This is a genomic window from Microtetraspora niveoalba (assembly GCF_001570405.1).
In the GTDB taxonomy this organism is placed as follows: domain Bacteria; phylum Actinomycetota; class Actinomycetes; order Streptosporangiales; family Streptosporangiaceae; genus Microtetraspora; species Microtetraspora niveoalba.
The window spans coordinates 30,397-43,411 of record NZ_BBYM01000033.1 but is presented as its reverse complement, the minus strand read 5'-3'; the positions used below and the strand labels follow the sequence as shown (position 1 = coordinate 43,411).

General features: G+C 71.4%; 13 protein-coding genes. 6 read left to right on the top strand and 7 right to left on the bottom strand.

Annotated features, from left to right (window positions below; translation table 11 throughout):
• Positions 1–85 precede the first annotated feature (85 nt).
• The gene (locus AWQ70_RS28770) at positions 86–370 is read right to left on the bottom strand and encodes a tetratricopeptide repeat protein (protein ID WP_067182694.1); all 285 of its coding nucleotides are present in this window, start codon (positions 368–370) and stop codon (positions 86–88) included.
• Between the two features lie 37 nt (positions 371–407).
• Here AWQ70_RS28770 and AWQ70_RS28765 point away from each other — a divergent pair, with 37 nt between their 5' ends.
• From AWQ70_RS28765 to ilvA, 3 genes are all read left to right on the top strand, one after another.
• On the top strand, positions 408–980 hold the full coding sequence (locus tag AWQ70_RS28765; protein ID WP_084517916.1) for an RNA polymerase sigma factor: 573 nt from the start codon (positions 408–410) through the stop codon (positions 978–980).
• Complete coding sequence (locus tag AWQ70_RS28760; protein WP_067182691.1) at positions 977–1,654, top strand: hypothetical protein; 678 nt, start codon at positions 977–979, stop codon at positions 1,652–1,654. The genes AWQ70_RS28765 and AWQ70_RS28760 overlap by 4 nt, the downstream gene beginning before the upstream one ends.
• Positions 1,655–1,726: 72 nt before the next feature.
• On the top strand, positions 1,727–2,941 hold the full coding sequence (gene ilvA, locus AWQ70_RS28755; RefSeq protein WP_067182688.1) for a threonine ammonia-lyase: 1,215 nt from the start codon (positions 1,727–1,729) through the stop codon (positions 2,939–2,941).
• Between the two features lie 57 nt (positions 2,942–2,998).
• Here the strand turns inward: ilvA and AWQ70_RS28750 are convergent, their stop codons facing one another.
• Positions 2,999–4,480 (bottom strand): M1 family metallopeptidase, encoded by a 1,482-nt coding sequence (locus tag AWQ70_RS28750; RefSeq protein WP_157530542.1) that lies wholly within the window; start codon positions 4,478–4,480, stop codon positions 2,999–3,001.
• 67 nt (positions 4,481–4,547) lie between these two features.
• On the bottom strand, positions 4,548–5,057 hold the full coding sequence (locus tag AWQ70_RS28745; protein ID WP_067182682.1) for an RDD family protein: 510 nt from the start codon (positions 5,055–5,057) through the stop codon (positions 4,548–4,550).
• A gap of 206 nt (positions 5,058–5,263) precedes the next feature.
• On the opposite strand from AWQ70_RS28745, the gene AWQ70_RS28740 reads away from it, so the two are divergent.
• Together AWQ70_RS28740 and AWQ70_RS28735 are read left to right on the top strand one after the other, a co-directional pair.
• On the top strand, positions 5,264–5,734 hold the full coding sequence (locus AWQ70_RS28740) for an Lrp/AsnC family transcriptional regulator (RefSeq protein WP_245647189.1): 471 nt from the start codon (positions 5,264–5,266) through the stop codon (positions 5,732–5,734).
• 384 nt (positions 5,735–6,118) lie between these two features.
• Complete coding sequence (locus AWQ70_RS28735; RefSeq protein ID WP_245647188.1) at positions 6,119–8,251, top strand: transglycosylase domain-containing protein; 2,133 nt, start codon at positions 6,119–6,121, stop codon at positions 8,249–8,251.
• Positions 8,252–8,283: 32 nt separating this feature from the next.
• Here the strand turns inward: AWQ70_RS28735 and AWQ70_RS28730 are convergent, their stop codons facing one another.
• On the bottom strand, positions 8,284–10,275 hold the full coding sequence (locus AWQ70_RS28730; protein WP_084517927.1) for a thioredoxin domain-containing protein: 1,992 nt from the start codon (positions 10,273–10,275) through the stop codon (positions 8,284–8,286).
• A 200-nt stretch (positions 10,276–10,475) separates the two neighbouring features.
• Between AWQ70_RS28730 and AWQ70_RS28725 the strand changes: the two genes are divergently transcribed.
• Positions 10,476–11,639 (top strand): hypothetical protein, encoded by a 1,164-nt coding sequence (locus AWQ70_RS28725; protein ID WP_067182886.1) that lies wholly within the window; start codon positions 10,476–10,478, stop codon positions 11,637–11,639.
• A 15-nt stretch (positions 11,640–11,654) separates the two neighbouring features.
• Here the strand turns inward: AWQ70_RS28725 and AWQ70_RS28720 are convergent, their stop codons facing one another.
• From AWQ70_RS28720 to mca, 3 genes are read right to left on the bottom strand one after another with little or no spacing between them, the layout of a single operon-like run.
• A complete protein-coding gene (locus AWQ70_RS28720) occupies positions 11,655–11,933 on the bottom strand; it encodes a GNAT family N-acetyltransferase (RefSeq protein WP_067182672.1) in 279 nt (92 codons plus the stop codon).
• A 3-nt stretch (positions 11,934–11,936) separates the two neighbouring features.
• Complete coding sequence (locus AWQ70_RS39360) at positions 11,937–12,113, bottom strand: hypothetical protein (protein ID WP_157530540.1); 177 nt, start codon at positions 12,111–12,113, stop codon at positions 11,937–11,939.
• Between the two features lie 9 nt (positions 12,114–12,122).
• Positions 12,123–13,004 carry a mycothiol conjugate amidase Mca gene (gene mca / locus AWQ70_RS28715; protein WP_067182669.1) on the bottom strand — a complete coding sequence of 294 codons (882 nt, stop codon included), beginning with the start codon at positions 13,002–13,004 and terminating at the stop codon, positions 12,123–12,125.
• Between the last annotated feature and the right edge of the window lie 11 nt (positions 13,005–13,015).

Sequence of the window (13,015 nt, the reverse complement as noted above, 5' to 3'; positions counted from 1 at the left end):
CAGCGTCGGGTGTGCCGTTGACACAGTCGCGATGCGTTCGCGATGGGCCCGCGATGGCGATGCCGACGGCTGCCGTTCTCACAGGTCAGATGTGGTGCGCCAGATCGGCGAGGCCCTCGCGGGCGCGCGCCTCGCCGCGCCGGTCGCCCGCCGCGCGGCACGCCGCCAGGGCCTGTTCGAAGTGCTCGCCGGCCGGCCCGTGGTCGCCCCGCGCCTGGTGGACCCAGCCCAGATCGGTCAGCGCCCGGCCCTCGCCGACCGGGTCGTTCAGGCGGCGGGCGGCGTGCAGGGCCTTGCCGTACAGCGTGAGCGCGTCGGCGCCGAGAAAACGGGAGTGCTTGTAACGGTCGGTTGGGGTTCGTCCAAGCAAGGGTGTATTCGGACGGACGACCAAGGGAGCGACGCTGGTGCGCCTGAAACAGAAGGGGCCGGCGGGCATCGCCGATGACCCCGAGGCATTCGAAGCCTTCTACCGGCGCCATTTCGACGCGGTGACCCGGTTCCTCGCGCGGCGGGTCGGGGACCCGCACGCGGTGGCCGATCTCACGGCCGAGGTGTTCCTCGCGGTGCTCGACTCCGCGCACACCTACCGGCCCGGCAAGGGCAGCGAGATCGCCTGGCTGTACGGCGTGACGCGCAACACGCTGCTGGCCGAGCGGCGCCGCTCGGCCAGGGAACTGCGCGCGAACAGCCGGGTGGCGGGGCGCCGGCTGCTCGAAAGCGACGACGTGGCACGCCTGGAGGACCGGATCGACGCGGAGTCCCCCGCCAGGCGGGCCATGGAGGCCATGGCCGGATTGCCGGAGAACGAGCGGGCCCTCATGGAGCTGGTGGCCGTGGACGGCCTCAGCCCGGCCGAGGCCGCCGCCGCGCTCGGCATCCGCCAGGGAACGGCCAGGGTCAGGCTCCACCGCGCGCGCCGCGCGCTCCAGCGGATCCCCGGCGTCGTGCCGCCCCTCGTGATGGAAGGACAACGATGAACGACACGTTCGAAGACCGCCTGCTCGCGGCGCTCAAGGCCGACATGGCCGCCCGGCCCGCCCGCGCCACCGCTCCGCGCCGGGTGACCGGCCGCCGGCTCTTCGCCGCCGCCGGCGTCCTCGGGGTCGCGGCCGCCGCGGCGGTTGCCGTGCCGATGGCGATCGGCGCCGACACCCCCGCGTACGCGCTGACGAAGAACGCCGACGGCTCGATCAACCTCAAGATCCGTGAGTTCCGTGATCCGGACCAGGTCGAGCGGGACCTGGCCGGCATGGGAGTGACCGCCGACATCACCTACCTGCCCCTGGGCAAGTGGTGCGGCAATCTCCGGATCACGCCGGTGCAAGGCGACAACTTCTCGTTCACGCCGGAGGAGATCGCCAGCAAGGACCCGGCAGTGAAGGCGAGGATGCGGAAGAGGTTGGAGAGCTCGATCTCCTACAAGGCGATCGAGCCTCGGAACGGCATCACGATCCATCCGGAGTACATCAAGCCCGGACAGGTCGTGGTGATCGACGTGGCGGAGAACCCGGTGGAGCCCACCGTGGACAACCCCGGGGTCAGCTGGCAGATGCGCGGCATGCTGTCGGCGGGTCCCCCCGAGCCATGCCAGATCGTCGACCAGCCCGGGGCGTCCGAGATCGGCGACGCCACCCCGCCGCCCGGGAGCTGATCGCGCGCGCCCGCGCGACATGGCGGAGGGTGGGCGGCGATGCGAGGGCCCGCCGAGTGGGAGACTTCCGCCATGGGTGTCCCACAGGTGTCGTACGACGACGTCGTCGCCGCACGCCAGGTCCTCGACGGGGTGATCGTGCAGACCCCGGTCGTGCAGTCCCGTGTGCTTTCCGAGATGCTCGGCGGCCCGGTCCGTCTCAAGTGCGAGAACCTCCAGCGCGCCGGCTCCTTCAAGGTGCGCGGGGCGTACGTGCGGATCGCGCGGCTGACCGACGAGGAGCGGGCCAGGGGCGTGGTCGCGGCCAGCGCGGGAAACCACGCCCAGGGGGTGGCGTTCGCGTCGGGGCTGCTCGGGGCGAAGTCGGTGGTCTACATGCCGGAGGGCGCCCCGCTGCCCAAGGTCGAGGCCACCCGGGCGTACGGCGCGGACGTGGTCTTCGCGGGACACACGGTGGACGTGGCGCTCCAGGCGGCCAAGGAGGACGCGGACCGGTCGGGGGCGGTGTTCATCCACCCCTTCGACCACCCCGACGTGGTGGCCGGACAGGGCACGATCGGCCTGGAGATCCTCGAGCAGTTCCCCGAGGTCGGCACGATCGTGCTGCCGATCGGCGGCGGCGGCCTCGCGGCGGGCGTGGCGCTCGCGGTGAAGTCGCTCCGCCCCGGCATCAGGATCGTCGGCGTGCAGGCGGAGCGGGCGGCGGCCTACCCCGAGTCCCTCGCCGCCGGCCACCCGGTCATGGTGGAGCCCCTGTCCACGATGGCCGACGGCATCGCGGTCGGCCGCCCGGGGGAGCTGCCGTTCGAGCTGATCCACTACCTGGTGGACAGCGTCGTCACGGTGTCGGAGGAGTCGCTCTCCCGGGCGCTGCTGCTCTGCCTCGAACGGTCGAAGCTGGTCGTGGAGCCCGCCGGGGTCGCCGGGGTGGCCGCCCTGCTCGACCACCCGCACGCGTTCGAGCCGCCGGTGGTCGCGGTGTTGTCGGGCGGCAACATCGACCCGCTGCTGCTGGCGAAGGTGCTGCGGCACGGCCTGGCGGCGGCGGGCCGCTATCTCGCGTTCCGCATCCGGCTGACCGACCGGCCCGGCGCCCTGGCGGCGCTGCTGGCCCGCCTCGCCGACCTCGGCGCGAACGTGCTCGACGTGGTGCACGAGCGGGTCGCGCCGCGCCTGCACCTCGACGAGGCCGAGGTCCTGCTCCAGGTGGAGACCCGGGGCCCCGCGCACTGCGACGAGGTCCTCGGCGCCCTGCGCCGCGACGGTTACAAGCTCAGTTTCGGCTAGGGGACCGCGCGCCCCCGGCCGGGTGGTTCACCGCCCCGGCCGGAGGGGACGCCAGGGTCAGTTGAGCGCGGGACGGGTGGGCTGGAAGAGCCAGGCGTCGAACAGCGGGCGCAGCTCCTTGCCGGACGTCTGCTCGGCCATCGCGACGAACTCGTCCGTCGTGACGTTCCCGTACTTGTAGGTCGCCGCCCACTTCTTGATCAGGTCGAAGAACGCGGTGTCGCCGATCTTCTGGCGCAGCGCGTGCAGCGCCAGGGCCCCGCGGGTGTAGACCGCGTCGTTGAACAGGTCGCCGGGTTGCGGCTTGCCGGGCGGGTAGGTCCACATCGTGTTGTTCTTGTCGGCGTAGGCCGTACGGAACATCTGCTCGGCGGTCGCGCCGCCCGTGTGCTCCGACCACAGCCACTCGGCGTACGTCGCGAAGCCCTCGTTGAGCCACAGGTCCTGCCAGCGCTTGATGGTCAGGCTGTCGCCGAACCACTGGTGCGCCAGCTCGTGCGCGATGATGCCGGAGTCCGGCGCGAAGCCGCCGTAGATGGGCTTGGTCTGGTTCTCCAGGGCGTATCCGGCGTTGAAGTCGTCGATCACGCCGCCGGTCGAGGAGAACGGGTACGGCCCGAAGACGGTCGTCCAGTAGTCGGTGATCTCGGCGCTCTTCGTGTAGAGGAGGTCGAGCGCGTCGCGGTACTTCGGGTCCGTCGCCGCGTAGACCGGGATGCCGCCGGGGGAGGTGCCGGTGCGCACGTCGAACTTCCCGGTGGTCATGGTCGCGAGGTAGCTCGCCATGGGGTGCTTCTCGCGCCAGACGAACGTCGTCCTGCCGCCGCTCGTCTTCGGCGGGGCCGCCTGCTCGCCGTTGGCGATCGCGGTCACGCCCTCCGGCACGGTGATCTCGAAGTCGTACGTGGCCTTGTCGGCGGGGTGGTCGTTGGACGGGAACCACGTCTTGGCCCCGTTGGGCTCGGAGGTCACGAACGCCCCGTCGGTGGTGGGGATGAACCCGTACGTGCCGAGGTTGGAGGAGTTGCGGACCGGGTCGGGCACGCCGGAGTAGTCCACCGTGACGGTGAAGGGCGCGTCCTTGGCGATCATCTTGGGCGCGGTGACGACCAGCTCGTCGCCCTCGCGGGCGAACCCGGCCTCCGAGCCGCCCACGGTCACCCGGCTCACCGTGAAGCCGTGCAGGTCCAGGTCGAACCGCGACAGGTTCTGTACGGCTTTCGCCTGGATGGCGGCGCTGCCCGCGAGCAGCTTGGACGCCGGGTCGTAGGACAGCTTCAGCGTGTAGTGCCCGACGTCGTACCCGCCGTTTCCGTCGAGAGGGAACGCGGGATCGCCGATCCCGGGGGCGCCCGTCGTGTCGGAACGATCCAGGCGGGAGCCGGGCGAGGCCGAGCCGGCCTGTCCCGGCGAGGTCGCGCTCCCGCCGTCGGACGCCCGGCTCGCGGGGGCCACGGCTCCCTCGGAGGGCGCGCACCCGATCACCGAGATCAGGGCGAGCGCGGCGAACATCGTGGTCAGTCGGCGTGCGGCCATCATCGAGCCAGCCTATGCGAGGGAGCGAGTGCGGGGAGTGACCGGTGTGCGGCGACGGCGTCGCGGGCCGTCAGACGTTCACGACCAGGGTGCCCGCGGTCTTGTCGTGCAGCGCCTGCTTTCGCCCGTCGAACAGGATCCAGCCGAGGTCCAGGATCCACAGGCAGCACAGCCACGCCAGCACGATCTCCGTGAGCTGCCGGATCGCGGCCTGCCCCACGCGGACCGGCTCGCCGTTCTCGCGGACCACGCGCATCCCGAAGATCTTCTTGCCCGGGGTCTGGCCGTTCCAGAACGCGGTGAACAGCCAGAAATAGAGAAAGCCGATGATGCTCGCCAGGTAGGTGTGGGTGACGTCCACCAGCGTGACCGTGCCGGTCCCCGGGTGCGTGACGATCCGCCACGACGTCCACACGACCGGAGACGAGATGATCGCCACGACGACGAAGTCGAAGATGCCGGCGAACAGGCGGCGCCAGCGGCCGGCGAGCGAGGGAGCCGCCGGCCCGAGGGGCGGCGGCTCCCACGGAGTCCGCGGCTCGGGTCGCGGTTCGCCCTCAGGCGGAAACGGTGGCTCCATGACGTTTTGGTCACCAGGCGCCGTCTACCCGAAAGCCCGTTCCGCGCAAAATCGCCAAAGGTTTCCGTGTGACGCCTGCTCGCGCCCGGCGGCCGGGGAACATATGGATCTTGTCGTCACTCGGAACCTCTGGTCAAGGTGTGCAACACATGGAAAAATCGATAGACAATCTGCCCAGCGGTTCCCCTCGATTCTGGGAGAAAGTCGTGACGATTGATCAGCTCGATGTGCGGCTCATCTCCATGCTCACCGCCGAGCCGCGGATCGGGGTGCTCGAATGCTCCAGGCGGCTCAACGTCGCGCGCGGCACCGTCCAGGCCCGGCTCGACCGCATGGTGGCGCGCGGGGTGATCAAAGGGTACGGCCCCGACATCGACCCCACCGCGCTCGGCTACGGGGTGACGGCCTTCGTGACCCTGCAGATCAGGCAGGTGAGCGGGCACAGCCCGGTCGCCGACCGGCTCGCGCTCGTGCCCGAGGTGCTGGAGGTCCACACCATCACCGGCGGCGGCGACATGTTGTGCCGGGTGGTCGCGCGCAGCAACGCCGACCTCCAGCGTGTGATCGATCTCATCGTCGACGTGGACGGGGTGGTGCGCACGTCGTCGGTGATCGCGCTGGACACGCCCGTGCCGTACCGGACGCTGCCGCTCGTCGCGGCCGCGAACCGGAACTGAGGCGAACCGGAACCGAGGCGAACCGGAACCGACGCGAACCGGAACCGACGCGAACCGGAACTGAGGCGAACCGGAACCGACGCGAACCGGAACCGAGGCGCAGGAACCGGGCGCCGCACCATCGTTATTCTTCGTTTACCGTTGAATGGTTCGCCCAGGTCTCGCGAGGGCAGCGAGAGCGTGAGCCACCGGGGGTAGTACGTGGAGACCGAGGAGATTCCGGAGCAGCCGCCGGGGCCCGAGAAGGCGCCCGGGAAGGCGTCGGGGTCCCAGCCGCCGTCCGAGCCGCCGTCCGAGCCGCCGTCCGGGCCCCCGTCAGGGCCGGAACGCGGGCGGCCGAGGCGGCGCCTCCTCCGGATCTCCCTGATCGCCGTCGGAGCCTGCGTGGCCGCGGTGGTCGGCCTGTTCGCCGTCGTCTGGGTGATGACGCCGATCCCCGACTCGACGCAGGACGACGCCACCGCGCAGGGGTCGGTGATCTACTACCGGAACGGCAAGACCGTCCTCGCCACCCAGGGCACGAACCGCAAGAACGTCCCGCTCGGCGAGGTGCCCGAGCCGGTCAGGCAGGCCGTCATCGCCGCCGAGAACCGGACCTTCTACAGCGACAGGGGCGTCTCCCTGTCGGGCACCGCCCGGGCGTTGTGGTCGACCGTCACCGGCCGGCAGATCCAGGGCGGCTCGACGATCACCCAGCAGCTCGTCCGCAACTACTACAGCGGGCTCAGCCAGGAGCGTTCCGTCGAGCGCAAGCTCAAAGAGATCATGATCTCCCTGAAAGTGGATCGGTCCAAGTCCAAGGACTGGGTGCTGGAGCAGTACCTCAACACGATCTACTTCGGCCGCGGCGCGTACGGGATCCAGGCCGCCGCCCAGGCGTACTTCGGCAAGGACACGCGCGACCTGACGCCCGCCGAGGGCGCCTACCTCGCCGCCGTGATCCAGCAGCCGTCCCGTTTCGCCGACCCGAAGGGCGACGACCTCGACGCGGCCAAGGCGCGCTGGCAGGCGGTCGTCGACGGCATGGTGCAGACCCGGGCGATGACCGCCGAGCAGGCCGGGGCGCTCACCTTCCCCACTCTCGCCAAGCAGAAGGCCCCGCTCACCCGTAACGACAAGAACGGGTACATGGTCGACCAGGTCATCGCCGAGCTGCGCCGGCTGGGCTACAGCGACGAGGACATCAACCAGGGCGGCCTCAAGATCACCACGACCTTCGACAAGAAGCTGATGAAGCTCGCCGAGGAGTCGGTGAAGGCCGTCCTGCCCGACAACACGCCCAAGAAGGTGCGCACCGGTCTCGCCGCCGTCGATCCCCGCACCGGCGAGGTCCTCGCGTTCTACGGCGGCGACTACGCCTCCAACCAGTACGACAACGCCTTCTCCGCCAAGGTCCAGGCCGGCTCGACCTTCAAGCCGTACACGCTGGCCGCGGCGCTGGAGAGCGGCTTCGGCCTGACCAACCGGGTCAACGGCAACTCGCCGATGCGCATCGCCTCGGCCACCATCCCCAACTCGGGCGGCCAGTCGTACGGCTCGTCCATCGACCTGGTGCAGGCCACCCGCAACTCGGTGAACACCGCGTTCGTGGACCTCGGGCAGCAGGTCGGCCTCGCCAAGGTGGCCAAGGCGGCGGAGGCGGCGGGCATCCCCGAGAGCCAGCTCGCACAGCACGAGGCCGCCGCCACGTTCCCTCTCGGCGTCGCCTCGGTGAGCGCCGTGCAGCAGGCGTCCGGGTTCGGCACGTTCGCGGCCGAGGGCGTCCACCACGACGCCCACGTGATCAGGTCGATCACCGACGCGGACGGGAACACCCGGAAGATCAGCGCACCGGGCAGGCGGGCCTTCAGCGAGGACACCGCCGCCGACACCACGTACGCGCTGCAGCAGGTGGTGCGCGGCGGCACCGGCACCGCGGCGCAGCTTCCGGACCGCCCGGTCGCCGGGAAGACCGGCACCACCGACAAGTCGGCCGCGGCCTGGTTCACCGGCTACGTCCCGCAGCTCTCCGTCGCGGTCAACATGTTCCGCGACGACAACAAGCCCGTGGAGGTCCCCGGATACGGCGCGCTGTACGGCGGGACGTTGCCGACGCAGATCTGGAAGCGCTTCATGAGCGAGGCGATGGACGGCAAGCCCGTCAAGGAGTTCCCGGGACCCGCGTCGTACTACTACGGCGGATACAACTCCTACGACCCGTGGGGCTCCCGCAACGACTACGGCAACGGATACGGCGACCGCTTCGGGAACGGGTACGGCGACCGCTTCGACAGGGGCGACGGCGTCACCCCCTCGCCGAACCCCCAGCCGTCGGCCACCGACCCGCGCCCTCCGGGCGAGGGGAACCCCGGAGGCGGCGAGACCACCGGCCCCGGCCGTCCGGATCGTCCTGGCAACGGAGGCGACGGCGGCCCGGGCACTGGAGACACGGGCGGCGGCACGGGCGGCGGCGGCACGACGGAGCCGCCGGGGAACACCGGGGACACCGAGGCGCCACCCGACCAGCCGGTCCAGTGAGCGTCCGCCGGGGCGGCGCTATGGCGTGAGCGTCACCGGGCCAGCTCCGCCTTCAGCTCGGCCGGGGTGGTGACGGGCGCGCGGCAGGCGAACCCGCGGCACACGTACGCCGCCGGGGCGCCGTCCACGGTCGGCCGCCCCTCCAGCAGCGGAACCTCCGTGCGGGCGGCGCCGCCGTCGGCGGGCTCCCCGAGCGCGACCACCAGCCCGGGAACCGTGGACATGAGGGCGGCGCGGTGCAGCTCCGCCGTACGCGGGTCACCGGCCGGGCCGACGACCGCCACCTCCGCCGGGCCGTGCAGCGCCGCCTCGGCCACCGCCAGCCCCCAGCCCGCGAACCTCGCGTACTTTCCGGCGAGGACGGTGACCGTGCCGAGCGCCGCCTCCGCGGCCTCCCTGTGCCGGGACGAACCGGTGAGCGCGGCATAGGAGAGCAGCGCTCCGGCCGCCGCGAACCGGCCGGACGGCACCGCGTTGTCCGTCGGGTCCTGCGGGCGCTGGAAGAGCCGCTCGCCGTCGTCCGCCGTGTCGAAGAACCCGCCCGACCCGTCGGCGAACCGGGTGAGCACCGTTTCGAGCAGCTCCCCGGCCAGGCCGAACCAGCGGGTCTCGCCGGTCACCCCGTAGAGGGCCAGCAGACCCTCGGCCACGTCGGCGTAGTCCTCCAGCACGCCCGCGTTCCGCCCGGCCCGGCCGTCCCGCGACGTGCGCAGCAGCCGCCCGTCGTTCACGTGCACCCGGGCGAGGAGGTCGGCCGCGGCCCCGGCCGCCTCGACGAGGTCGGGCCGCCCGAACAGCGCCCCCGTCTCCGCCAGCGCCGCGACGGCCAGCCCGTTCCACGCGGCCACGACCTTGTCGTCCCGCCCGGGGCGCGGCCGCCGCTCGCGCGCCTCCAGCAGCGCCGTACGGACCCGGTCGAGGCGGGCCCGGTCATCGGGGTCCGCGAGGAGCTGGAGGACGGAGGCGCCGTGCTCGAACGTGCCGGTGACCTCGAAGACGGACGCCGCCCAGGCGCCGTCGTCGTCCCCGAGCACCTCTCGGAGCCGGTCGGGCGTCCAGACGTAGAAGAGGCCCTCACCGTGCCGCCCGTCCGGCCCCTCGCTGTCCGCGTCGAGCGCCGAGGCGAACCCGCCCTCGGGCGTGCGCATCTCGCGGAGCAGCCATTCCGCCGTCTCCAGGGCCACGCGGCGGGCGAGCGGCGCGCCGGTCGCCCGCCACCAGTGCGTGTACACGCGCAGCAGGAGGGCGTTGTCGTACAGCATCTTCTCGAAGTGCGGGACGACCCATCCGGCGTCGACGGAGTATCGCGCGAAGCCCCCGCCGAGCTGGTCGTAGATGCCGCCCCTGGCCATCGCCTCCATGGTCGTGTCGGCCATGGCCATCGCGTCCGGAGTCCCGTGCCGGAGCAGGAACTCCAGCACCATCGACGGCGGGAACTTGGGCGCCCCGCCGAAACCACCGAGGCGCGGGTCGAAGCCGCCCGCCAGGTCGCGTACGGCCTGCTCCAGGGTCGCCGCCGTGGGCAGTGGGCCGGACGGCAGCCAGGTCTGCTCGTTGAGCGCCTCGACGATCTTCGACCCCTGCCGCACCACGGCGTCGCGGTCGTTGCGCCACGCCTGTGAGACGCCGTGCAGCAGCCGCTGGAACTGCGCACGCGGGAAATACGTCCCGGCGTAGAACGGATGGCCGTCCGGAGTGGCGAAGACGGTCATCGGCCAGCCGCCCTGACCCGTCATCGCCTGTGTGGCGGTCATGTAGACCGCGTCGACGTCGGGCCGCTCCTCCCGATCGACCTTGACGTTCACGAACAGCTCGTTCATCAGCGCGGCGGTCGCCCGGTCCTCGAACGACTCGTGCGCCATCACGTGGCACCAGTGACATGCGGAGTAGCCCACGCTGACCAGCAGGGGGACATCACGTCCGCGGGCCTCCGCGAAGGCGTCGGCGCCCCACTCGAACCAGTCGACGGGGTTGTCGGCATGCTGCGCCAGATAGGGGCTTGTGGCGTCCTTGAGCCGATTCATGAGCATCTCCCCGGCTTGAGCGTCCAGACCGTCTCCTGCCCAGTAAAACAGCCTCCGAGCACGCCGGGTTCATGGCCGGGCGCGCCGCGGGCCGTTCCACCGGCCCGCCGGGAGGCCGTCGTGCGGGACCTCCGACGCGAAGATCCGCGCGAGGAGCGGGGGATGTGTTCCCGGGGCGGCACGGCGTAGGCTCACTGGGCGTGAGCGTGGATTTGGATTTCGCCGTCCGGCACGCGGGCCGGCCGGCGGGCGAGTTGACGCGCCGCGATGTGGCGCGGGTGCTGCTGGCGGTGCCGTCCGGACAGGCCCTCGTCGCCATTCCGGATCTGAGGCGCGAGCTGCTGGCCGCGGGCAATCCGCTGTCCGCCCCGTTCTGGGAGTCCGCCAGGGCGACGTTGTCGAGCATCGAGTCCGGCGTCGCGACCGTGGGCGACGTGCAGCGCTGGCTCGAGTCGACGGGCAGCGAGCCGATCCTGCTCACCCGCAGCTACTTCGTCTGGCCCGATGAGGGCGAGCGCGGGCCGGTCGCGACCGAGATGTACGCCCGCATGGTGGCGTTCCTCGAAGAGCGTGTGGCGTCCGGGCAGATCGACGTGGACGCGCTGGCGGCCGGTGACGTGGACGCCCGGCACGCGTACGAGGAGCTGCAGGAGCGCTGGCTCGGCACACCGCTGCCGGACGGCCGGGTGCCGGGCACGGTGGTCACCGAGGAGCAGGACGAGGAGCTGTACGCCGCCTGGGACGAGGAGGAGGCGTACGCGCTGGCCGAGCTGCGCCGGGTCCTGTCCGAGCTGCCCGAGCCGCCGCTGCCCGCGGGGGATCTGCGATCCGCGGCGCTGCGGCTGCGCGTCACGCTGACCGAGGACGGCTACCCGGGCAACGTGCTGCGTGCCTGCGCCGGTTTCGACGACGGCGGGCTCCCGGACCGCGACGAGGACCTGTGGCTCGCGGTGGCGGCCGGCATCGCCGCGCCGGTGTCCGATCTGCCCGACGAGGAGGACGCCGCGCGGTTCTTCGACATGGAGGGGGAGCTGAGCCACGAGGACTCGATCCTCGCCTCGCTCTGCGCGATCAACCATGCCGACTGGCTGGCCGCGGTCACCACGCTGGCGAGGTACGGCCCCGGTGTGCTGGCCTCGCCCGAGCGGATCGCCCGGTTCATCGCGGACTCCGAGGACGTCGCCGCGGAGGTCGACGACGTCCTGACCGAGCCCGAGGATCTGGAGGCGACGGAGATGTTGTTCACCGCCGTCACCCCGCTGTGGGCGCACCTCGGCATCGTCGACAAGGCCGAGGTGTTCACCCCGCTCGGCTGGTGGGGCCTGCCGAAGGCGCTGGACCGCGCCTGGTCGTCGGACGACTGACCCGTCCCGGGCCGGTCACTCCGCCAGGAGGTCGCGGTACTCCGGATGGCGCTCGATGTAGCGGGCGACGAACGAGCAGCGGGGCTCCACGGTCCGCCCGGCCTCCCGCACCTGGTCGAGGGCGCCCCCGACGAGACGACTGCCGAGGCCCCGGCCCTCGTACTCGTCGCGGATCTCGGTGTGGGTGAAGACGACCGTGTCGTCACGCAGGACGTACTCGGCGAAGCCGACGACCTCGCCGTCGAGCCGGAGCTCGTACCGGGAGGCCGCCGGATCGTCGACGACTTCGGACACTCTTCAAGCCTCGCGCACGGGAATGGAGGGCTGCTCGCGCTCGTACGGCAGCTCGATCTTCGACATCTGCCTGTTCATCGACTTGACCAGGAAGAACAGGGCGAAGCCGATGGCGGCGACGATGATGAAGCCGAGAAGCCCGGGACCGATCGCGGAGCCGGCTGCGGTGGTTGGATTCACGGTTCCAGCTTACGAGCAGGCAGGGGTGACCTCCGCGTGGATCCCCGTGAAGAGGTCGTCCTCGGGCAGGGTGGTGTCCACCAGGGACCGCGCGAGGTGGTAGTCCTCGGTCGGCCAGATCTCCTGCTGGATCTCCCTGGGGCACACGAACCAGAACCCGTCGGGGTCGACCTGGGTGGCGTGCGCGATCAGCGCGAGGTCGCGGATCTCGAAGTACTCGGCGCAGGGCACCTTGGTGGTGACCTCCCACTTCTGCGGGCGGTCCTCCCAGCGGGCGATCCAGTCGGCGTACGGCGAGCCCATGCCGCGCTCGTTCATCGCCTCGTGCAGCGCCTCGAACCGCTCCTTGCTGAACCCCATGTGGTAGTAGAGCTTGAGCGGCTGCCAGGGCTCTCCGGCGCCGGGGTACTTGTCGGGGTCGCCCGCCGCCTCGAACGCCTCGATGGAGATCCGGTTGGTCATGATGTGGTCGGGGTGGGGATATCCGCCGTTGTCGTCGTAGGTCAGGATCACGTGCGGGCGGAACTCGCGGACCAGCGCGACCAGCGGCGCGGCGGCCGTCTCCAGCGACTGCACGGCGAAGCACCCGTCGGGGAGCGGCTCCGACTCGTCCTCGGGGAGCCCCGAGTCGACGAAGCCGAGGAAACGCTGCTCCACGCCGAGGATCTCCCTCGCGCGCTCCATCTCCAGCCGGCGAACCTCGCCGATGTTCTCGACGATCTCCGGCCGGTCCATCTTCGGGTTGAGGACGGAACCGCGTTCGCCGCCGGTACACGTGGCGACGAGGACCTCCACACCTTCTCGCACGTAGCGGGCCATCGTGGCGGCGCCCTTGCTCGACTCGTCGTCGGGGTGCGCGTGAACGGCCATCAGCCTCAGCGGTGCACTCACGGCTCTCCTCA